14 protein-coding genes and 1 pseudogene are annotated in these 21,975 nt (G+C 68.3%); 3 read left to right on the forward strand and 12 right to left on the reverse strand.

The features are described 5' to 3' along the window. Positions 1–19: 19 nt before the first annotated feature. Positions 20–1,099 (reverse strand): SDR family NAD(P)-dependent oxidoreductase, encoded by a 1,080-nt coding sequence (locus AB0O93_RS07550; RefSeq protein ID WP_363342060.1) that lies wholly within the window; start codon positions 1,097–1,099, stop codon positions 20–22. A 119-nt stretch (positions 1,100–1,218) separates the two neighbouring features. On the opposite strand from AB0O93_RS07550, the gene AB0O93_RS07555 reads away from it, so the two are divergent. Then, entirely contained in the window at positions 1,219–1,536 is a 318-nt protein-coding gene (locus tag AB0O93_RS07555) for a hypothetical protein (RefSeq protein ID WP_053546461.1), read from the forward strand. Between the two features lie 204 nt (positions 1,537–1,740). On the opposite strand, the pseudogene AB0O93_RS07560 reads toward AB0O93_RS07555, so the two are convergent. The 6 genes and pseudogenes from AB0O93_RS07560 to AB0O93_RS07585 all read right to left on the reverse strand — a co-directional run. After that, a pseudogene (locus tag AB0O93_RS07560) lies at positions 1,741–2,031 on the reverse strand (hypothetical protein); the annotation flags it as partial. A 74-nt stretch (positions 2,032–2,105) separates the two neighbouring features. Beyond that, positions 2,106–3,509, reverse strand: a complete 1,404-nt coding sequence (locus AB0O93_RS07565) for an aspartate aminotransferase family protein (RefSeq protein ID WP_363342063.1) — start codon at positions 3,507–3,509, stop codon at positions 2,106–2,108. Between the two features lie 126 nt (positions 3,510–3,635). Continuing rightward, a complete protein-coding gene (locus AB0O93_RS07570) occupies positions 3,636–5,930 on the reverse strand; it encodes a glycoside hydrolase family 3 N-terminal domain-containing protein (RefSeq protein WP_363342537.1) in 2,295 nt (764 codons plus the stop codon). Positions 5,931–6,033: 103 nt separating this feature from the next. After that, positions 6,034–6,918: a carbohydrate ABC transporter permease gene (locus AB0O93_RS07575; protein WP_363342539.1), complete on the reverse strand. Its 885-nt coding sequence runs from the start codon at positions 6,916–6,918 to the stop codon at positions 6,034–6,036. 5 nt (positions 6,919–6,923) lie between these two features. Next, the gene (locus AB0O93_RS07580) at positions 6,924–7,922 is read right to left on the reverse strand and encodes a sugar ABC transporter permease (protein WP_363342065.1); all 999 of its coding nucleotides are present in this window, start codon (positions 7,920–7,922) and stop codon (positions 6,924–6,926) included. A gap of 17 nt (positions 7,923–7,939) precedes the next feature. Then, a complete protein-coding gene (locus AB0O93_RS07585) occupies positions 7,940–9,232 on the reverse strand; it encodes an extracellular solute-binding protein (RefSeq protein ID WP_363342067.1) in 1,293 nt (430 codons plus the stop codon). A 169-nt stretch (positions 9,233–9,401) separates the two neighbouring features. Here AB0O93_RS07585 and AB0O93_RS07590 point away from each other — a divergent pair, with 169 nt between their 5' ends. Then, complete coding sequence (locus AB0O93_RS07590) at positions 9,402–10,400, forward strand: LacI family DNA-binding transcriptional regulator (RefSeq protein ID WP_363342069.1); 999 nt, start codon at positions 9,402–9,404, stop codon at positions 10,398–10,400. On the opposite strand, the gene AB0O93_RS07595 is transcribed toward AB0O93_RS07590, so the two are convergent. The 5 genes from AB0O93_RS07595 to AB0O93_RS07615 all read right to left on the reverse strand — a co-directional run bounded on the left by AB0O93_RS07595 (position 10,372) and on the right by AB0O93_RS07615 (position 20,650). After that, positions 10,372–11,601, reverse strand: coding sequence for an ROK family protein (locus AB0O93_RS07595; RefSeq protein WP_363342071.1), 1,230 nt, complete (start codon positions 11,599–11,601; stop codon positions 10,372–10,374). The two genes, AB0O93_RS07590 and AB0O93_RS07595, sit on opposite strands and share 29 nt — an antisense overlap. A 59-nt stretch (positions 11,602–11,660) precedes the next feature. Further along, a complete protein-coding gene (locus AB0O93_RS07600) occupies positions 11,661–15,038 on the reverse strand; it encodes an endo-1,4-beta-xylanase (RefSeq protein WP_363342073.1) in 3,378 nt (1,125 codons plus the stop codon). A 424-nt stretch (positions 15,039–15,462) separates the two neighbouring features. Beyond that, positions 15,463–17,418, reverse strand: coding sequence for a hypothetical protein (locus AB0O93_RS07605; protein ID WP_363342075.1), 1,956 nt, complete (start codon positions 17,416–17,418; stop codon positions 15,463–15,465). 328 nt (positions 17,419–17,746) lie between these two features. Then, positions 17,747–19,267 (reverse strand): hypothetical protein, encoded by a 1,521-nt coding sequence (locus tag AB0O93_RS07610; protein ID WP_363342077.1) that lies wholly within the window; start codon positions 19,265–19,267, stop codon positions 17,747–17,749. A 378-nt stretch (positions 19,268–19,645) separates the two neighbouring features. Further along, complete coding sequence (locus AB0O93_RS07615; RefSeq protein WP_363342079.1) at positions 19,646–20,650, reverse strand: LacI family DNA-binding transcriptional regulator; 1,005 nt, start codon at positions 20,648–20,650, stop codon at positions 19,646–19,648. 116 nt (positions 20,651–20,766) lie between these two features. On the opposite strand from AB0O93_RS07615, the gene xylA reads away from it, so the two are divergent. Beyond that, on the forward strand, positions 20,767–21,975 hold the full coding sequence (gene xylA, locus AB0O93_RS07620) for a xylose isomerase (RefSeq protein ID WP_363342081.1): 1,209 nt from the start codon (positions 20,767–20,769) through the stop codon (positions 21,973–21,975).

A 21,975-nucleotide genomic window follows, 5' to 3' on the forward strand; every position in this document is an offset into this window, starting at 1 on the left:
CGACCTGCCGGGCCGCGCCTCAGGCCGCCGACCACCCTCCGTCGCTCGGCAGCACGGCGCCGTTGACGTTCACGCCGTCGTCCGACAGGAGGAAGGTGATGGATGCCGCGACGGCCTCGGCGACGGCCGGGTCGGGCATCACCACCATGGCGGTCTGGATGCGCTCGGCGGCCAGGGGTGAGGCGAACGAGGCCTCGATGTTCGTGATCGTCGGACCGGGCGCGACGGCGTTCACCCGGATGCCGCTCGGACCGTAGAGAAAGGCGCTCGAGCGCGTAAGCCCCACCACCGCGTGCTTCGACGCGGTGTACGCAGCGCCGGCGGCCGAGCCGCGCAGGGCCGCCTCCGACGCGACGTTGACGATGGACCCGGCGCCCTGCGCGAGCATGGCCGGGACGACCGCGCGCATGAGCTTCATGGTGCCGTCGACGTTGACGCGGAAGACGCGCTGCCACACGGCATCCGTCACCTCTCCGACCCCGGTCATGTCGTCCATGATCCCGGCGACGTTCGCCAGGGCGTCGATCCGCTCGCCGGCCGCCTCGACGATGCCCTCGATGTCGGCGTCGTCGGTGATGTCGGCGACGAGACGCACGACGTCGGCGTCCGGGTGAGCGGCGGCGAAGGCCTCCAGCCGCTCCGCGCTCACGTCGACCGCGACCACCCGTCCGCCCTCGCGCGCGATGCGGGATGCCGTCGCCCGTCCGATGCCGGACCCGGCTCCGGTCACGATCACGGTCTTGCCCTCGAAGCGGCCGCGGTCGACCCGCTCGGTCCATGCCGGAGCGGATGCCGGGGCCGCGGGGGCGGGAGGCTCAGGCGCCGCGTCCACACCGTCGCCGCTCGTGTTCGCGCCCGAGGCGCTTCCCGGCATCTCGCCCGCCTGCGCGCGCTGCACGATCTCGTCGAGCATCTCCTGCGTAAAGGCGCCGCGACTGAGGGCGACGAGGCGCTTGATGGCGAAGCGGCGGACGGGCTTGAAGGCGTCCGGCGTCTGCCCCGCCTGGGCGAGCAGATCGGTGAGGATCGCGTTGCCCACGGGGTCGGCGAGCCAATCGGCGATGGAGGTGTCGGCGGTCAGCGGTTTCGGTGCGCGCATCGGGTCTCCTCGTCATCGAGAGGCCGCGTCATCGGCCTGATCCGACGCTACGCGGATCGCCGCGCGGCCGGTAGAGGCCGTGGTCGCCCCGTGGGGGATCCCCGCCGTAGGCTCATCCCATGGGCAGGTTCATCTACGACTCCACCGCGACGTCGGTGGAGATCGACGACCGTACGCTGGCGCACCTGCGGATCGTGGTGATGAACAAGCTGCGCCGGTCGGAGTCGTTCATGTTCGACGCCGAGATGGGCGACGGATCGGGGCGACGCAGCTTCTGGATGCACCCGTCGGTGCCGATGCAGTTCCACTTCTACGGCGGCCGCAACCCGCGCATCAACCGTCACTGGGTCGAGGCGATGATGCTCGCCGCCAGCGGGCCCCATGGGCTCCACATCCTGCCCGAGCCGCCCGCCGACGACACCCCCGAGCGCGGCTGACGCCCGGGGCGCGCGAGACGCGGGTCAGCTCTCGATCTGACCTTCGCCGCGCGAGACGTTCTCGACGCTGAGCTTGTCGATCTCGAGGTGGTCCACCTCGACGTTTCCGAGATTCACGGCGCCGTCGCCGTCCACGCCGGGGACCGCGCCCGCGCCGCCGGCGCCGTCGCCGGTGACGACCGGGACGGGACCGGTGTCGAAGTGCTCGGCGACGAGGGTGATGCCGCCGGACGAGTTCGCCGAGTTCGCGAGCACCTCGATCCACTCACGGCTGAGCTCGGTGGGCTCAGGGTCGTCGAAGACGAACCGCAGGGGGATCGCCGGGTGCACCCAGATCGTGCTGCGGCCCCGCGGCTGATCCTCGGGATGCGTCCACGACAGCGTGAAGGTCTCGTCGCGTCGGAGCTTCGTGGCGATGACGACCTTCAGGTGTGCCAGAGCGCGGTCTTCGATGTGGATCGGGGTGTCCGACCCGCCGTAGTAAATGGTTCCCACGGATGAACTCTAAACCCCCCGGGGGCATCGTGTGCGGCATCCGCAGACGCGATTGGACACGTGTCTCCGAAGCGTCACAGACGCGTCCAGGCCTCGGTGAGCACGCTCCGGAGGATCTGCTCGATCTCGACGAATTCGCTCGGTCCGATGGTCAGCGGCGGGGCCAGCTGGATCACCGGGTCGCCCCGGTCATCGGCGCGGCAGTAGAGGCCGGCATCGAACAGCGCCTTGGAGAGGAAGCCGCGCAGGAGCCGCTCGGACTCGTCGTCGTCGAACGTCTCCTTCGTCGCCTTGTCCTTGACCAGCTCGATGCCGAAGAAGTACCCGTCGCCGCGGACGTCGCCCACGATCGGGAGGTCGGTGAGCTTCTCCAGCGTCTGCCGGAACAGGGGGGAGTTCTCGCGCACCCGCTCGGGCAGCCCCTCCTCCTCGAAGATGTCGAGGTTCTCCATCGCCACGGCGGCGGAGACCGGGTGACCGCCGAAGGTGTAGCCGTGGTAGAACGCGCGGTCGCCGTGGGCGAAGGGCTCGTAGATCCGGTCGCTGATCACCGTTCCGCCGAGCGGGGAGTAGCCGCTGGTGACGGCCTTGGCGAAGGTGATCATGTCGGGCTGGTAGCCGTAGGCGTCGCACGCGAACATGTGCCCGATCCGGCCGAAGGCGCAGATGACCTCGTCCGAGACCAGGAGCACGTCGTACCTATCGCAGATCTCGCGGACGCGCTGGAAGTAGCCGGGGGGAGGGGGGAAGCATCCGCCGGAGTTCTGCACCGGCTCCAGGAAGACGGCGGCGACGGTGTCGGGGCCCTCGAACTGGATCATCTCCTCGATGCGGTCCGCCGCCCACACGCCGAACTCCTCGAGGCTGCCGGTGGGGGCGCCCATGTCGCTCGCGCGGTAGAAGTTGGTGTTCGGGACGCGGAAGCCGCCGGGGGTCAGGGGTTCGAACATCTCCTTCATCGCGGGGATGCCGGTGATGGCGAGGGCGCCCTGCGGGGTGCCGTGGTACGCCACGGAACGCGAGATGACCTTGTGCTTGGTGGGCTTGCCCTGCAGCTTCCAGTAGTACTTGGCGAGCTTGAAGGCCGTCTCGACGGCTTCACCGCCGCCGGTGGAGAAGAAGACCTTGTTGAGGTCGCCGGGGGCGTAGTCGGCGATGCGGTCGGCGAGCTCGATCGCGGCGGGGTGCGCGTACGACCAGATGGGGAAGAACGCGAGCTCCTCCGCCTGCTTGGCTGCCGCCTCGGCGATCCGCTTGCGCCCGTGCCCGGCGGCGACGACGAACAGGCCCGCGAGCCCGTCGATGTAGCGCTTGCCCTGCGAGTCCCAGATGTGGTGGCCCTCGCCCTTGACAATGATCGGGACGCCGGGGCCGTCGGTCATCACCGACTGGCGCGCGAAGTGCATCCACAGGTGGTCTTTGGCCATCTGCTGGAGTTCGGCTTCGGTTCGGGGGCGGCGGTCGGTGGAGATCGACATGGTGGGCCTTCCTTCGCTTCCTCCCGACGATACCCGCGCGCTCGCGACGCCGGTGGGACGGATCGTCCGGTTCCGCTCGTGGCCCCGGCGAACCGTCCGCCGGGGCCACGAGCAGAGACGGGCGGGTCAGCCGACGGAGACGGGGATCGGCGAGCCCGCGGGAACGGCGTCGGAGTCGACCGCCGCCGCACGGGGGAGGGACGAGATGACGGATGTCGCGACCCGCGGGTCGTCGGCGTGCACGTGGTGCACGTCGCCGACGATCGCGATCCGTGTCGTGGCCTCGCGCACCGCGCTCGACGGCCCGACCCACAGGTCGACCTCGCCCGGCTCGACGATGCGGGTGTACGAGCGGTCGCTGAACGCCAGCCGCTGCGTCGGGACCTCGAAGGCCACCCGCATCGACTGCCCGGGCTGCAGGGCGACCCGGCGGTAGGCCAGGAGCTGCGCCGTCGGCCGCGTGATGCTCCCCACGAGGTCGTGCCCGTAAAGCTGCACGACGTCGTCGGCGGCGACGTCGGAGTTGTTGCGGACGGTGACCGCGACGCGGAAGCTCCGTCCCGCCCGCACCTCGGCATCCGCGGCGAGGTCCTCGTGCCGGAAGGAGGCGTAGCTGAGACCGTGGCCGAACGGGAGCACCGGGGTGCTGTCCGCGCTCGTGACCTCCGACGGACCGCTGAGAATCGGATGCAGGTAGGAGTACGGCTGCGCGCCCGCCGACCGCGGCAGCGATACCGGGAGCCGGCCGGACGGCGAGACGGCGCCGGTGAGGATCCGCGCGAGGGCGGTACCGCCCTCCTCGCCGGGGAAGAACGCCTGGACGACGGCGCCGGGGCGCGCGTCGCCCTCCACCGCCCACGCGATCGCATAGGGGCGCCCGGTGAGCATCACCATCACGACGGGCGTGCCGGTGGCCGCGATCGCCTGCACGAGGGCGCGCTGGGCGCCCGGCAGCTCGAGCGACTCGACGTCGTTGCCCTCGCCGACGGTGCCGCGCCCGAACAGGCCCGCGCGGTCGCCGACGACCACGACCGCGACTTCCGCGCCGCGGGCGAGCTCGACCGCCTCGGTGATGCCGGAGGTGTCGTCGCCCTCGACCGTGCAGCCGGCGGCGTGGCTGATCTCGGCATCCGGCAGTGCGGCGCGGAGCGCCTCGAGCACGGTCGGGATGGCGAAGCCCATTTCGGTCCCGGGGTGGTGGGCGAGGACGTGGTTGGCGAACGAGTAGCAGCCCATGAGCGCCTCGGCGCTGTCGGCGTTGGGACCGACGACCGCGATGCGACGCGTGCCCGGGGCGAGGGGAAGGACGCCGTCGTTCGTAAGCAGCACGGTCCCCTCCTCGGCGAGGCGGCGCGCGAGCGCCCGGTGGGCGGGGGTGTCGAGGTCGACGTCGGTCGGCGGGGTGGAGAAGTCGGCGTCGAGGAGGCCGAGCTCTTCCTTCTGCACGAGCACGCGCGTCACCGCGAGGTCGAGGACCTCGGGAGCGAGGATGCCGTCGCGGACGCGATCGGCCAGGAAGAGGAACGCGTCCCCGGTCGGAAGCTCGACGTCGATCCCCGCCTCGAGCGCGATCTGTGCGGCCTCGCCGAGGTCGGCGGCGATCGCGTGCATGCTCTTCAGGAACGCGACGGAGAAGTAGTCCGAGACCACGACCCCGTCGAAGCCCCAGCGCTCGCGGAGGAGCTCGGTCAGGTACTCGCGGGAGGCGGCGACCGGAACGCCGTCGATCTCGGCGTAGGAGTTCATCACCGACCGGACGCCGCCGTCGCGGACGGCCATCTCGAACGGCGGGAGGAAGACGTCCTCGATCTCGCGCCGGCCCGCGTGGACGGGCGCGTGGTTGCGTCCGGCCTGGGTCGCGGAGTACCCGACGAAGTGCTTCAGCGTGGCGTGGACGCCCTCATCCTGGAGCCCCCGCACGTACGCGGTCGCGATGGTGCCGACGACGTAGGGGTCCTCGGCGATGCACTCGTCCACCCGGCCCCAGCGGGGGTCGCGGATGACGTCGAGCACCGGGGCGAGGCCCTGGTGGATGCCGAGCTGGCGCATCGACGCCCCGATGAGGCGCCCCATCTCCTCGACCGCGTCCGGGTCGAACGCCGCTCCCCACGCCAGCGGCGTCGGGAAGGTCGCGGCCTTCCACGCCGCGAGGCCGGTGAGGCACTCCTCGTGCACGAGAGCCGGGATGCCGAGACGCGTCTCGGTCTGCAGGCGCCGCTGCTCGGCCCACAGCCACTCCGCCCGCGCCTGCGGGTCCACGGGCCGGGTCCCGTAGACGCGGGTGAAGTGGCCGATGCCGTCCGTGATGGCGTCCTCGAAGCGCGTCGAGGTCTTCATCTCGCCGGCCATGGGCGCCACGACGTCGTCGCCCTGGTCGATCCAGAAGCCCACGAGCTGGGCCACCTTCTCTTCGATGGTCATGCGCCCGAGGAGCTCGAGGACGCGAGGGGATGCCGGAACGGCGGGAGTTGTCACGATTCTGCTTTCTTGCCGAGCCGATGCGCTGGGTCAGCGGATGCGGCGCTCAGCCCTTGACGGCGCCGGTGAGTCCACCGACGATCCGACGCTCGAACAGGCTGAAGAAGATCAGCGCGGGGAGCATCGAGAGCGAGGTGAACGCGAGCACACGGGCGGTGTCGACGGAGTACTGGGAGGAGAACTGCTGCACACCGAGCGGCAGGGTGAATGCCGCCTCGTTGTTGAGGATGAACAGCGGGAGGAGGTAGGCGTTCCAGCTGCCGATGAAGGCGAGGATCGACACCGTGATGACGCCGGGGATCGCCAGCGGCAGCACCATGCGCCAGAAGAACGCCAGGCGTCCGCATCCGTCGATGTACGCCGCTTCCTGGATCTCATCCGGGATCGCCCGCAGGAACGGCACCAGGATGATGATGGTGACCGGGAGCGCGAACGCGATCTGCGGCAGGATGACGCCCGGGAGGCTGTTCATCAGGCCGAGGTTGCGGATGACGATGTACAGCGGCGTGATGGCGACGGTGATGGGGAACATCAGTCCCGCGGCGAAGAGCGCGTAGAGCGCGCCGCGGCCGCGGAAGCTGTACCGGCCGATGACGTAGCTGGCCATGAGGCCGAGCGCGACGGCGCCGGCGGTGGTGGCGAGGCCCACGATCGTGGAGTTGCCCACCTGCGTCCAGAACTGCGGGGCCGTCAGGACGCTGGCGTAGTTCTCCCAGCGCCACTCGGTCGGAAGCCCCGACGGGTTGACGGTGATCTCGGAGTTGCTGCGGAACCCGCCGATGATGATGTACAGCACCGGGCCGAGCATGAGCCCGATGACCACGAGCGCGATGAAGTAGACGCTCGGCGGACCCCACGGCAGCTTCGGGCCGGGAGCGGGCCGGATGCCGCCCCGACGCTTGTCGGCGGCGCGATGGGTGGTGATGGTCATGGTGCTCATCCGGCACCCCTTTCGGTGATCGCGCCCGCGGTGTCGCGTCGCAGCACGTAGCGCTGGTAGACCAGGGCGACGACGAGCGAGATGAGGAAGATGACCACGGCGACCGCGTTGCCGTAGCCGAAGTTGCCGGCGTTGCGACCGGTGGCGACCATGTAGATGGCCATGGTGTTGGTCCCGGCGACGGAGGCGACGTATTGGCCCCAGATGATGTAGACGAGGTCGAACAGCTGCAGGGCGCCGATGATCGACAGAAACGCCCAGATGCGGATCGTGGGTCCGAGCAGCGGCAGGGTGATCCGCCGCTGGATCTGCCAGTAGGACGCGCCGTCGATCGCGGCGGCCTCGTACAGCTCCTCCGGAACGCTCTGCAGACCCGCGAGGAAGAGGATGACGGCGAAGCCGACGTACTTCCAGGTGAGGATCGCCATGAGCGTCCAGATGGCGATGGCGGGGTCGCTCAGCCACTCCGAGGCGAGGAAGCCGAGTCCGGCGTTCTCGAGGAAGTCGTTGAGGGCGCCGCGGGTCGCGAGCAGCAGGCTGAAGCCGGTGCCGACGACGACCTCGGCGATGACGTAGGGGACGAAGATCAGGACGCGGATGACGGACTGACCGCGCATTCGGCGGTTCAGCAGCAGGGCGAGCAGGATCGCGACCGGGCCCTGCATCACCAGCGACATGACGACGATGAAGACGTTGTGTCCGAGAGCCGCCTGGAAGTTCGGGTCGCTGAAGATGACGAAGTAGTTGCGCAGGCCGACGAAGTCGATCGCCGGGCCGAAGCCGGACCAGCGGAAGAACCCGTAGTAGGCGGCCATGATGACCGGGAAGATGACGAACCCGACGAAGAAGAGAACGGCGGGGCCGACCATGAGGAGGACTTCCAGGCGGCCGTTCCAACCCAGGCCGCGTGGACGACTCTTACCCCGCCGCACGGACGGGGGCGACGTGACGCCGCCCCCGTCGTGCTGCGCGAGATCGGAGTCCGTGGAGGACATCTCGCGTGTGGACATGATCAGCCCTGTGCGCCCGCCGCGTTGACGGTCTGGATGAAGCGCTCAGGGTCGCTGTTGCCCGCCAGCATGTCGACGACCGCCACGTTCAGGGCGTTGCCGACGTTCTGACCGAGGACGGTGTCGAGCCACTGCGAGACGAACGGGGCGTTGTTGTACGCCTCGAGGATCTGCTGCAGGTAGGGCTCGGTGACGGCCTCCTGGGCGACGGTGTTCACCGGCGGCGACTGGAACGCCTCGTAGTACAGCTCCTGCTGCTCGGCGCTGGCGACGAAGTTCAGGAAGTCGGCGCACTCGTCCGGAGCCTGCGCGGCGCACGAGTAGCCGTCGACGCCACCCATCATCGAGCCGGGGAGGCCATCGCCGCCCTCGATCTCGGGGAAGGGGAACCAGGCGAGGTCGGGGAGGGGCTGCTCGTCGGGGGTGAGCGAGGCGATCACGCCGGGGTTCCAGGCGCCCATGAGCTCCATCGCGGCCTGACGGTTCGCGATGAGGCCGGCCGAGCTGCCGGCGCCCTGCTGGGCCGGGGTGGTCAGGAAGCCCTGGTTGAACGGCTCGATCGCGGCGAACTCCTGCAGGTCTTCGGCGGCGCGCGTCCAGCACTCGTCGCTGAAGTCCTTGCTGTCGCCGGTCTCCTCGATCACCTCGGGGCTGCACTCGCGGATCGCGAAGAAGTAGTACCAGTGGGCGGCGGGCCACGCGTCCTGCGCACCGAGGGCGATCGGCTCCATGCCGGTGCCCTTGATGGCCTCGACGGCGTCCTCCAGGTCGGCGATCGTCTCGGGGGTCTCCTCGATGCCGGCCGCGGCGAACGCGTCCTCGCTGTAGAAGAAGCCACCGGGCAGGACCGACAGCGGCATCGCCCAGATCTGGTCCTGGTAGGTCTCGGCGGCGAAGGAGCCCTCGGGGATCTCGGCGCGGATGTCGTCGGAGATGAGGTCCGTGAGGTCCTTCAGCTGGCCGGCGTTGACCATGTCGGCGAGCTTGCCGCCACCGCGCTGGAGGAAGATGTCCGGCGGGTCGCCGGCGTTGAGGGCGGTCTGGAGCAGGCCGTCCATGTCTTCGTTCTGGACCGACTGCATCTCGATCGTGACGCCCGGGTTCTCTTCCATGAACGTGTCGATCGCGTTCTGCCAGAACGCCTGACCGGGACCGGTCGTGGAGTTCTGCCAGAGGGTCATGTTCACGCTGCCGTCGCCGGCATCGCCGTTTCCGCCGCCGCCGGTGCAGGCGCTCAGTACGAGCGCGCCGGCGAGCAGGGACACGGCGCCCGCTGCGAATCTTCTGGCCTTCATGTGACTCACCTGTTCTCTTCGTTGAGGTGCACGCTCGTTCCTCGAGGTGCGCTGCGAACGCCCGAATTGCTGTGGGTGGACTCCTCGGGCGGAACTCATTTTTCGCGGGCTTTCCAACAATGTCAAACGTTTTCGAAATCATTTTCAAAAAGGGCTACGATCAGCGTTCATGAGCATGCGCCCCACCATCACCGACGTCGCCAAGGCGGCCGGTGTCTCGCCCGCGACCGTCTCCAAAGCGGTCAACGGGCGCTACGGCGTCGCCGCCGACACAGTCGAGCGGGTGCTCCGCGTCGTGGCCGAGCTCGGCTACGAATCGAGCCTCGTCGCGAGCAGCATGCGATCACGTCGCACCGGCGTGATCGGCGTGCTCGTGGCCGATTTCGAGCCGTTCAGCGCCGAGATCATGAAGGGGGTCGGGCGCGCCCTCCGCGACACCCACTACGACCTCCTCGCCTACAGCGGCTCGCGTCAGCCGAACGGCGAGGGGTGGGAGCGCCGCTCGCTCAGCCGCCTGAGCGGAACCCTCATCGACGGCGTCATCATGGTCACCCCGACCGTCCTCGGGGTGACGGCGGAGGTGCCGATCGTCGCGGTCGACCCGCACACCGGCCGCGCCGACCTGCCCACGGTCGAGTCCGACAGCTTCACCGGGGCGCGCGAGGCGACCCGGTACCTTATCGAGCTCGGTCACCGCCGCATCGGGTTTATCGCCGGGCGCCCGGATCTGCGCTCGTCGATCCTGCGGGATGCCGGCTACCGACGCGCCCTCGGCGACGCCGGCATCGCGTACGACCCCGCGCTCGTGCGCGTGGGCATGTACCACCCCGAGACGGTGCGCGAGCAGGCGCGGCTGCTGCTCGAATCCGCCGACCGCCCGACGGCGGTCTTCGCGGCCAACGACCTGTCCGCGCTCGCCGTGATCGAGGTCGCCGCGCGCCTCGGCATCGCCGTGCCGCGCGACCTCTCGGTGGTCGGTTTCGACGACATCCCCGACGCCACGCAGGGCTCCCTCGCGCTCACCACCGTGCGTCAACCCATGCAGGCGCTCGGGGCGACCGCGACCGGCCTCCTCGTCGCGCTCATGAACGGCGAGACGCCCGAGTCCACCCACATCGGGCTGGCGACGCGGCTGATCGTCAGGGAGACGACGGCGCCGCCCCGCTGACGAGGGTGCGGTCGGCATCCTCGGCGGTGGTCGGCAGAGCGGGATCGGCGAGGATGCCGGCGAAGGCGAGCTCGGCGGCGCCGATGAGCAGGCGATCCTCGGCCAGGCACGCCGACCGCAGCTCGAGGGTCTCGGTCGAGGCGGGCATGGCCTGCGCGCGGACGCGATCGCGCAGGTCGTCGACGTCGACCTCGGCGAGGGTGGCGAGGAAGCCGCCGAGCACCACGACGGAGGGGTTCAGCACGTTCACCGCGTTGCCGAGGGCGGTCGCCAGGATGCGGCGCTGGCGCTCGACCTCGCAGCGGATCGGGTCGTCGGGGTCGTCACCGGCGACCGCGGCGGCGACGGCGGCGGCGAGCGTCGGTTCGTCGGCGGAGTCGAGGCCCACGGCGTCGAGCAGCCGGGCGCGGCTCACCTCGTCTTCGAGGACCCCTCCGCTCGCGCGGCGATCGCTCTCGTCGGCGATGCCGGGGCGGTTCTGGCCGAACTCGCCCGCGTAGCCGTCGGCGCCGCCCACGGGGATACCCCCGATGATGAGACCGCCGCCGATTCCGCTCGCGCCGCCGTTGAGGTACACGACGTCGCCGACGTCGCGCGCGGCGCCGAAGAGGTGCTCGGCCATCGCGCCGAGGCTCGCATCGTTGCCGACCCGGGTGGGAAGGCCCGCGGCATCCTCCACGAGCTCGCGCAGCGGTGTGTCGCGCCAGTGCAGGTGCGGGGCGTCGCGGACGAGGCCATCGGAGGCCCGGACGAGACCGGGGACCGCGAGGCCGATGCCCACGATGACGGCGTCGGGGATGGTGTTCGCGCGCCAGTGAGCGACGCGATCGGCGACGAGGCGCGCGGTCTCTTCCGGCGCCGGGGCGCGGGAGACCTCGTGGCGCTCGCGCAGGACGATGCTCTGATCGAGCCGGACGACGGCGAGGGTGATCGCGTCGACCTCGGGGTTGACGGCGACGGCGACCACGCGCGGGTCGATCGCGACGATGGGGGAGGGACGTCCGACGCGGCGGGCCGGATCGGGGGCGCGCTCCTCGACGATGCCGGCGCGGGAGAGCTCGCCGACGAGGTCGGCGATGGTGGAGCGGTTCAGGCCCGTGGCGTCGGTCAGGGCCGCGCGGGAGAGGGGGCCGTTCCGGTGGAGGAGCCCCAGCACCGACGAGAGGTTGCGCTGGCGACCGCCCGGCCCCATGAGATTCATCGCACCAGTGTAGGCATCGGGCCCGACGAGAACGTGTCTCACCGGGCCCGATGGCCTGCTCAGCTGGTCATCCGCCGGAGCGTCGTCCCGCGCCGGACGGCGATGCCGCCGACGGAGAGGAGCGACAGCGCGGCCAGCAGGGCCAGGGCCCAGGGCAGCTCCACGCCGGTGGTGGCGAGGGGCGAGCCCGAACCGGAGCCGGATCCCGGGGCGGCGACCGTCGGGCCGTCGTCCGAGTCACCCGGGGTGCCGGGCGTGCCCGGGTCCGTCGGGTCGGTCGGGTCCGTCGGGTCGACCGGGTCCGTCGGGTCGACCGGGTCGGTCGGGTCCGTCGGGTCCGTCGGGTCGACGCTGTCTGCGCCCACGAGCTGCGCCACACCCCAGCGGGCGGTGGACTGGTAGCCCGCGCCCGTCGGGTCGGCCCAGTTGCGGATGCCGGTGCGCGCGCCCTCGGAGGCGTCGTTCACCTGGAAGTCCAGGCCGTGGAACGTGCCCTCGCCGCCGGAGTCCAGCAGGCTCAGACGCGCTTCGATGACATACCCGCCGTCGACCCGGACGGCCGCCGATTCCACGCGTGCGCGCTGGAACGGCTCGTCGCCCGTGCCGAACGACAGGGTGTTGTCGGCGTTGATGCGCACCTGCATGTCGTCGTAGCGGTACGAGCCGTTCTTGACGTTGCCGGCGTCGAGGTAGAACTCCACCGAGTCCTGGATCCACGGGTCGGAGCCCGTGACGTCCACGATCGGGTCGGCGACCTCAGCGAGGACGAACAGGTTGTTGCCCTCCCAGAGCGTCCGCACCTCGGCGGTCGCCCCGCCTGTGCCCGAGACCTGACGGTCGGTGGAGACCGACGGTGCGGCATCCCATCCGTCCTCGATCTCGCCGTCGATGACCGGAGTCTCGGCGGCTTCGGGGATCGCCAGGTACGACACCGGCTCGACCAGCGTGAGGATGCCGGTCTGGCCCGTGGTGTTCCAGCCCTGCATGGTTTCGCCGTCGCGCACCCGCACGTCGAAGGCGAGCGTGTCGCCCTCCTGTGCACCCTCGAGCGGCACCGTGGTGACCACGTCGTAGCCGCCTTCGCGTTCGGTGACGACGGCCTCGCGGTCGCCCTCGCCCGATCGTGCGACCGAGAAGACGGTGTCGCCGAGCTGCAGGTCGATGCCGTCGGCATCCTGCACCGTGGTGTCGTCGACCTTCACGAGCACGGTCGCCTCGTCGGCCTCCCAGCGCATCTGGAACTGCGCGATCGATTCGATCGGCAGCAGCGGCAGCAGCGACCACTCCAGAGCGGATGCCGCCTCGTCGGTCAGCGGCACGGAGCCGCCGAACACGAAGGCGCTCCGCTGGCGAGCGGGGAGCTCTTCGTCGACCGCGCCGTAGTAGGCGGGCTTGCCGAGGTAGCGGTCGTCGAACAGCAGCGGTGCGCCGTTGCCGGAGCGCCAGCTGCGGCCGTCGGTGAGGCCCCACACCGTGACGCTGAACAGCTCGTCGGTGTAGTCGCGGAACACCCGGAACGCGTCGCGGTAGTAGTAGCCCTGCTCGACGAGCAGCGCCTCGTTCACCGGGGTGCCGGTGGTGACGTCGAGCTCGGTGACCGCCTGGGTGAGGCCCAGGCCCGTGAAGCGCTCCAGCGCGGCCTCGAGTGCCGAGACCGGCATCGCGAGGCTGACGTGGAACTGGTGACCGACACCGTCGATCGGGACGCCGCGCGACAGCATCCGCTCGATGAGAGCGAGGTAGCGCGTCTGCTTGCCCGACTGCTCGGTGTTGTAGTCGTTGATGAAGAGCGTCACGGGGCGGTCGCTGCCGGGCGCGGCGAACTCCTCGTTGAACGCCTCGTCGGCGTACTGGAACGACAGTTCGATGAACTCTTCACCGAGGATGCGGTACCACTCGCTGCGGCGCAGTCCGTCGGAGAACTCCGAGCTGTCCGAGACGACCTCGTTGACGACGTCCCACGCCGTGATGGGGTTGCCCCCGCCGTAGGCGCCGTAGGTGTCGGCGAGGTACTCGGCGATGTTGAAGATGTGCGTGCGCATCCGGTCGCGGAGGATCTGGCGGTCGGTCTCACTGGTGGTCAGCGGCGAGCCGTCCTCGGCCTGGAAGAAGAACGCCGGGGTCTGGCTGTGCCACACGAGCACGTGTCCGTAGACGTCCAGGTCGTTCTCGACCGCGAAGCGCATGATTGCGTCCGCCTCGGGGTTGGGGCGGAAGGTGCCGTCGGCGTCGTACCAGGCATCCGGCTTCATGTGGTTCTCGGCCGAGACCTGGTCGAAGTGACGGAGCAGCAGCTCGGAGGCCACGCCCGTGGTCTCACGACGGTCGATCGCGACGCCCACCGGCATGTCGAGGGTGTTCATCAGCGGCGTGATGTCTTCGATCACCGCCGGCTCCGGCACCGAGACGACGATGTCGTCGAAGTACAGGTCGGAGGTGTTCGTGCCGTTGTAGTCGGTCTCGAAGTAGAGCCGGCCGCTGTCGAACGCGGAGAGCGGGAAGGATGCCCGCACCTCGGTCCAGCCGGAGTTCGTCACCGAGGTGAACTGCGCCAGGGTGGCGTACGTCGTCGCGCCCTCGAAGGTGCGCTCGAGCGTCATCCACACCGGGACCGCGGGCTGTCCTTCACCGAAGCGGACCTGCGCCGAGACCTCGTAGGTCGTCTCCGCCGTCAGCGACGCGATGTCGTGGCCGAAGCCGGAGCCCTGCGAGGTGCGCCCGGTGAGGGCGGCCGCGCCGGAGCCGGCGAACACCGGGTCGTTCACGAGGGTGACGACGGGTGCGCCGCTGCCGCTGTCGCGGGGGCCCCATCCGCCGAGTCCTTCTTCGAAGTCGTTCGACAGGGCGGTGTCGCCCGGCGGGGTTCCGCCGTCGCCGCCCCCGTTGTCGCCGCCCCCGGTGTCGGCACCGACGTGGACGATCTCGAGGTCGTCGACGTAGTAGGTGTAGGCGGGGACGTCCGTGATGTCGCTCGTGCCGATGTACAGCTGCAGCTGGGACGTGTCAGCGCCCTCGGGCACGGTGTAGATGCCCTCGATGGTCGTCCACGCGTCGGCCGAGACCGGGGTGTTGCCGATCCACTCGTACGCGGGCTTCATCACGAGGCGGGCCGAGGTGGCCGGCGTCTCGGGGGCGAGCTTCACACGTGCGGACAGGTCGTAGGTGGCGCCGGCCTCGAAGATGCCGAGGGGGCTTTGGATGCCGACGAAGTCGGCGTTGCGATCGGCGACTTGCAGCACTTTGCTGCCGTCGAGGTCGATCACGGAAAGGGTGGAGTCGTCTCCTCCGCTCGCAACCCACTCCCCGATCGTGCCGTCCTCGAAGTCCACGGCCGAGAGGACGGTGTCCTCCGCGGCGGCGGGTACGAGGGGGGCGACGATCAGGGCGGCGGTGGTGAGAGTGGCGGCGACGCCCCATCGAACCCGATGTCGATTCACAGAACGCTCCTTCGCGTAGTTTGTGGTCTTCGCAAACTAATCCGCGCAGGCGCGTTGACGGCACCCCGTTACGGAACTGTTACGAAAACGCGCCGCAAGTTTCGACAGAGAGGGTGGGTCCGCTCCGCGAACGCCGTCGGGCGCTTGTGATCGGGCAAGAGCGAGTCCGCCGTCGATGTGCCGCACGTCGGGCCTTCGCCGGGCCCCACTGCGGCCTGGTTCTACGGGCATCGCCTTGCGCGATCTCCGGCGGTAGCTCTGAACCGCGTCGGCAGGCTGGGTGTGTTCCATCGAGGACCCGCATCCGCCCAGTGATGCACCACTGTGTCGGCGGACGGCTGGTCCCCGTGGGCAGAAGTTCGGGTGCGGGTTACGCCTCGTCAACCCTGAGCGGCTTGCACCGTTCGCCGGACTGACCTCTTCGTCAGCCCTGCGAGTCCCCCTTCGAGTCGTCCGCAGAACCTAGCCAGAAGTCGTCATTGATCTTGATGATGAGAGCGATCAGCAGCTTCAACGCCACAAGGTAGACAGCGAAGTGCGCGTCAGCGTCGTCGGCATTCGCCTGAGACCCATGGAGGTACTTGTTACGAAGTGCCGGTCCATTGCTGAACTCAACGTTGTTGAGGTGGTAGTTGAAGTAGCTGGCTTCTTCCTCGGTCAGCAACGATGATTCGCGACGCAGCCAGCCCCTCGAAACCATTTCGTCGGCCGCTGCACGGCCCCGCTCTCCCAGATGGAAGTAGCTCGCGCACTCGTGGGCGAAGAGTGAACTCAAGATCAGAAACTGCGCGGCGTCTGTCACTTGGACGCGAGAACTGTCGCTGGTCAAGATCCCGAGATCGATGAGTTGGTCGACGATGGGCTGCTGATGCCCAGCAAAGTCGCCATACGTCACCTTGTTGCGAATGATGAGTTCGGCAGCGTTGTCTGCGCGAAGGTCTTCGTTGATGTAGTTGAGGGTTGACTGGTCAGAAAACAAGGCATGCAAGATTCCCCGGATTTCTGAATGGTCCGTTGCATAGAGATACTTCCCCGCCACACGGCTGGGGATGTCCTTGAAGCGGACGGCCTCGGACGAGATCGTCAGGAGCTCCCGGTCGATCTCGTCGTCTTCAGCGAAGAACGTGAATTGACGGACCACGCTCTCCATTTCGCTGAACAGGTGCCGAACCTTCTCGAGGTAACTAGACCCACTCGCGGAGGGTGTGAAGGCAAAGCCCGAGGCTCCGAACTCGGCCGGCAGGTAGTCTTCGAAAAACCAGCCCACGACAGACTCGAGATCGATGCCCTTCTGTGCGAGGAAGTGGTGCACGAGCTGGGTCTGGATGGTAGAGCTCATGTCCCGCACGCGGTAGTCGACGCCGATGTGGTAATCGGTTCGGCCAGTGGTCATCATGAACCTCTCAAACACTCCAAGTTGGGAGCGATAAGACGGCAGGGTGAGGATGACATTCCGGTTCGCGAAATGGAACAAGTGCTGGAAGTTGTTGAGGACGCTGGGTTCGTCGGTGGTCGATTCCAGCCAGGCGCGGCTGTAAGAGTAGCTGACCACCATCCCGTCGACGCTTTCGACCACCGGCTCATCCTGTTCGTCAGAGATCGAGAGTTCGCATCCTGACTTCATGCCGGCGTTGTTTACGAAGAACTCCTTTGTTTCCTTTTCATTGCGGCGCTTTGCGATGAGTTTCAACCGGGCGTCCACACCTGTTGCGGCTTCGATCTTGGCTGTCTCGATGAGAGCGACGTAGTTGAAGTTCGCGTCGGGGTGTTCGATATAGCGCTGCAAGAGGGTGCGCTTGTCCCGGCCATTTAGTGAACGCGGCAGGTGAATGGTGTGCTTGGAGTCTTTCGAGAAGTGGTGACGGATGACGTGTTCGGCGCCACGAACGTCGCGCAGGAGCGCATTGCGAAGGTCGCTGTCGTAGACGGTGACCAACTTCTTGTTGGCGAGCATCTCTCCTAGGGTCACGCCATTCGCCGCCAGAACCTGCAGCATGCGTGCTGCGTCGCAGCGTTCGTATGCCCTATTGTTACCGAGGAGCAGGAGCAGGTCGAGGTGGTATTCGAATGGCAAGTCGCTGACTAGCTCTTCAAGGTTTGAGTCGTCGACAAGCGTGAAGAACCGCGCGACTGCGCTGCGTGCACCCGCGGCTGCGCCCTCGAGCTCCGCGCGTTCGTCGTCGGAGAACGTCCTCGGCAAGAAGCCGGCGTTCACGAACTGCTGGGCGTTGAAAGACTCGATGGCGTCGGTAGCGGTGGCGAACGGTCTGGCTTCGTCGAACCCCCGAATCAGTTCAACAGCATCGTCCACCTGCCAGTAGGAGGCGTAGTCGTTTGGCCCGTAGAACCTAAGCCGACGGGCGCGGGAGCCTTCTGTCACGTGTCCCCTCATTCTGTGATGGCGCGCACCAGGTTATCGGCTGGTCCCGACAGGGAAACGCCGACTCCCTCGTTGTGCCTGGCCAGCATTTTCCCGTGGGTACTGTTTTCTCGGACGCCGGGGGCGCGCCCGCGATGTTCTGCTCTCGTGACGCACCGATAGCGATCGGGCCGCGGAACAGTGGAACGCGTGCGTGATTCGCTCCAGGACGCTGCGAGGGAGCAGACTCGATCGGCCTCCGAGACGTTCTTGCTGGGCGCCCTTCGGTATCGACGCCGGCACGTAGAGAATCACCCACGCCGTCGGTAGTTGTGCCGCGACCGCGGTATTAGTTGTCGATCAATGGAGGGGTGACGCGGAACTTCTCCACGAACGCGTCGAGGGCCTCGAGGGCGGCGCGCGCCGCTTGCGCTGGCACAGAGTCGATCGATCGGCCATGGACCGCATCGTTGCGTTGACTCGCAATAGCCGAGTACAAGTTCTGCAGTACCTTCTTGCTCGTGCCCATCGTCGCGAGCCGTGCGGCTGCGGAGATCTGGCGATAGCGCGAAGGCGCCTTCTCCGTGGTCGGCCATTCGATTGTTCCGGCGAGGTGGGGGTGTGCGCGGGCGACAATCTCCTCCGCCTCAGCAAAGAGGCTGCTGCCTCTTGCTAACTCGGATGCATCGACCCCCGGTGTTCCCGATATCTCCGCCAACACTTCGTCGATGTATGCCTCGATAGCAACGTTCGTCCAGACGACGGCGTCGAAGTAGCGGGCGCTTCTCAGGGCGCCGTGGGCGTAGACGCGCGCGGCCTGCCATGGTCGCGGAAGTTCTACGGTTCCCAGATCGATTTCGAAGGATGGTCCATCCAGGACTGTCGCCCGCGCGCCACCGGGAGTCAAATGGTGCATGTAGTACGCAGTGGGGTCAGTCGCAGTGCCTATCTGAAGCTGGTACTGACGAACATCGTTCGCCACCGGCATCCAGTACCCGTCGAGCTCATCATCGGCACGAACCTGCAGTCCGAGTAGGGCAGCCCGAAGGACATCGGCTACCAGTTGGGGGATCGCAGGCGATCTTCCTCCCGAACTGGACACGGCTGGATCTTCGTAGCTTTCGACAGAGGCCGTCCAGTCGATCAGACCACGGAACACGACGAGTACTTCTGACACACCAGGTGGCCAGGCGCCTCCGCCCAAAACAGTAAGTGAGTGGTGCACGCCTTCGGCGAAAGCGATCATGTCGGGCGCGGCGCTCGTTGGACGAATGTCGATTCTCACTTCCGCCCCTTCGTAGTCAAGCGTCACGCAGGTTGGCCGGCGAACAAGCGGGTGGGGGAGTTCGAACGCGATGGTCGAGTAGACGTCAGTTCTGCGCCCCGCGAACAGGGTTGACGACTGCTCCAACTTCGTCCGCTGCTCTTCCGTTAGATTCAGCCCACGCAGCGATTCAAACTCCTCCTGCAGCTTGCGCCCATCGTCACCCGGCCATCCCGCGTCTGGTCGGAAGCCATGCTCAGCAGCGATCCGCCTGTTCAACAGACCGATGCGCAACTCGTGCGCGCGTGGTTCTTTGATCCCAGCCGCCGCCTCGTATGCGGCGATCACTCGGAGGAGAAGGTCAGGATGTTGATCGTGAGCCGGGGTGCTGGCGCTTAGAGAGCGAGCAAACTCCCACAAGAACGCCTTGAGATTGTCATCGGCTCCGACAAACGCGCCGTCTCCCTGCCGCTCCAGAGCGTCAAAAGCCTGGATAGCTTCGCTCTCACCGATCTCCTGCAGCGCGTCGGCGGAGGTTCTTCCTGTCGTCGCCCGCGCTCGGCCCATCGTCCGTTTGATAAGCGCTTTGGCTTCCCCGTACTTCACGGCCCGATCTTGCCACCGCGCGTGTGTACATGCGCGTGCGCAGCGCGAGGGACTCTCGCGGGCGACGTTGCTCCGTGTTGGGGCAACCACGATGAGCTCCCCCTTCCTGGGGTGCGCGAATGGTTGCAGCGGCGCCAAGGAGTAGCAACTCGACGCAGTCGCGACATGCGCGCAGACGTTCATCCACCGAGCACCGTCCGAATATGGATTCCCGCTTTGGCGCGATGCCCCGATTCCCCATTGCCAAAGCGCTCGACGGTGGCTAGATTCGCTATCCCCGAGGGAAGGACACAGACTATGAGCCCAATTAGCTGAGATACCCAAACGAGCCCCCGCCGATCTTGTCGCGCGGGGGCTTCGTCGTGTCGAGGATGGCGATCAGGCGGGCGGGGCGGTGCTGCCGCGGACGATGAGGTGCGTCGCGAGGTCCATGCGCATGGTGTCGGCCTGCTCGCCGTCGGCGATGCGGAGGGCCAGGCGCGCGGCCTCCTCGCCCATGCGACGGAGGGGCTGGTGCACGGTCGTGAGCTGCGGGCTCATCCACTTCGCGAGGGCGATGTCGTCGTAACCGACGACCGAGAGATCCCGCGGCACCGAAAGACCGCGCGCCGCGGCAGCCGCGATCACTCCGAGCGCCTGGAGGTCACTGCCGGCGAAGATCGCCGTCGGGGGGTTCGGGCCGGCGAGCAGCTCGGCGCCGTGGCGCTCGCCCTCGCCGGGGAGGAAGTCGCCGAAGCGGATGTGGTCGGGGTCGATCTCGAGCCCCGCGGCGTTCATCGCCGAGCGGTAGCCGTCGAGACGGGCGAGGGAGCACATCATGTCTTCCGGCCCGGTGATCGCGGCGATCCGGGTGTGCCCCAGCTCGATGAGGTGCCGGGTGGCGGCCAGGCCCCCCGACCAGTTCGCCGAACCCACCGCGGGGACGTCGGGTGCCGGGTCGCCGGCGGGGTCGAGGATCACGAACGGGATCCCGCGCGAGCGCAGCTTCTCGCGATAGCGCGGGGGGATGTCGCTGAAGACCAGCACCACGGCGAGCGGGCGGCGGCGGAGCACCCCATCGATCCAGTCGGATGCCGGCGAGTGGCGGTCGCCGCTGACGCTGAGCACCACCGACAGGCCCGCGGCATCCGCGACTTCCTCGACGCCCTCGATGACGGCGACCGACCAGCTCGGCTCGAGCTCGTGGAAGACCAGCTCGATGTATTCGGAGCGCTGGCTGGCGTTGCGCCGCGTGTAGCCGTTCCGCCGCAGGTGCTCCTCGAGGCGTTCGCGGGTGGCGGCGGAGACGTCCGCGCGCCCGTTCAGCACCTTCGACACCGTCGCGAGCGAGACGCCCGCCTCGGCCGCGATCGCGGCGAGGGTCACGCGCGTCTTCTCGGGCATCTACGAATGCTAGCCCGGGCCGTATCCGAGCCCCGAACCCGCGCGGGGCGAGGGATGGACGCGACGCCGATCGTGAGATACGTTGTTAACCGCAACAATTACCGCGAAGGAGCGCCATGACCACCCAGGCTTCGGGCCCTGTCCCGACCCCCGCCGACAAGTTCACCTTCGGTCTGTGGACCGTCGGCTACACCGGAGCCGACCCGTTCGGCGGGCCCACGCGCCCCGCCCTCGACGTCGTGCACGCGGTCGAGAAGCTCGCCGAGCTCGGCGCGTACGGACTCACCTTCCACGATGACGACCTCTTCGCCTTCGGCTCGACCGACGCCGAGCGTCAGACGCAGATCGACCGCCTGAAGGGCGCGCTCGCCGACACTGGCATGACCGTGCCGATGGTGACCACCAACCTCTTCTCCGCCCCCGTCTTCAAGGACGGCGGTTTCACCTCCAACGACCGCGACGTGCGTCGCTTCGCGCTGCGGAAGGTCTTCCGCCAGCTCGACCTCGGCGCCGAGCTGGGCGCCAAGACCTTCGTCATGTGGGGCGGCCGCGAAGGCGCCGAGTACGACTCCGCGAAAGACATCCGCGCGGCCCTCGAGCGCTACCGCGAGGCCGTCAACCTGCTCGGCGACTACGTCACCGACAAGGGCTACGACATCCGCTTCGCCATCGAGCCGAAGCCCAACGAGCCCCGCGGCGACATCCTGCTGCCGACCCTCGGACACGCCATCGCGTTCATCGACTCGCTCGAGCGTCCCGAACTCGTGGGCCTGAACCCCGAGGTCGGCCACGAGCAGATGGCGGGCCTGAACTTCACCGCGGGCATCGCGCAGGCGCTGTTCCACGGCAAGCTCTTCCACATCGACCTCAACGGCCAGCGCGGCATCAAGTACGACCAGGACCTCGTCTTCGGTCACGGTGACCTGCACAACGCCTTCTCGCTCGTCGACTTGCTCGAGAACGGCGGCCCCGGCGGCGTCCCCGCCTACGACGGCCCCCGCCACTTCGACTACAAGCCCTCGCGCACCGAGGACGAGTCCGGTGTTTGGGACTCGGCCGCCGCCAACATGCGCACCTACCTGCTGCTCAAGGAGCGCGCCGCGGCCTTCCGCGCCGACCCCGAGGTGCAGGAGGCGCTCGCCGCCGCGCGCGTCGACGAGCTGTCGGTCCCGACCCTGAACGAGGGCGAGACGTACGACGACTTCCTCGCCGACCGCTCCGCCTACGAGGACTTCGACCCGTCGGTCTACCTCGGCGGCAAGGGCTTCGGGTTCGTCCGCCTGCAGCAGCTCGCGACCGAGCACCTCATGGGAGCACGCGGCTGA

The organism is Microbacterium sp. NPDC077184 (assembly GCF_040687055.1).
Classification (GTDB): domain Bacteria; phylum Actinomycetota; class Actinomycetes; order Actinomycetales; family Microbacteriaceae; genus Microbacterium.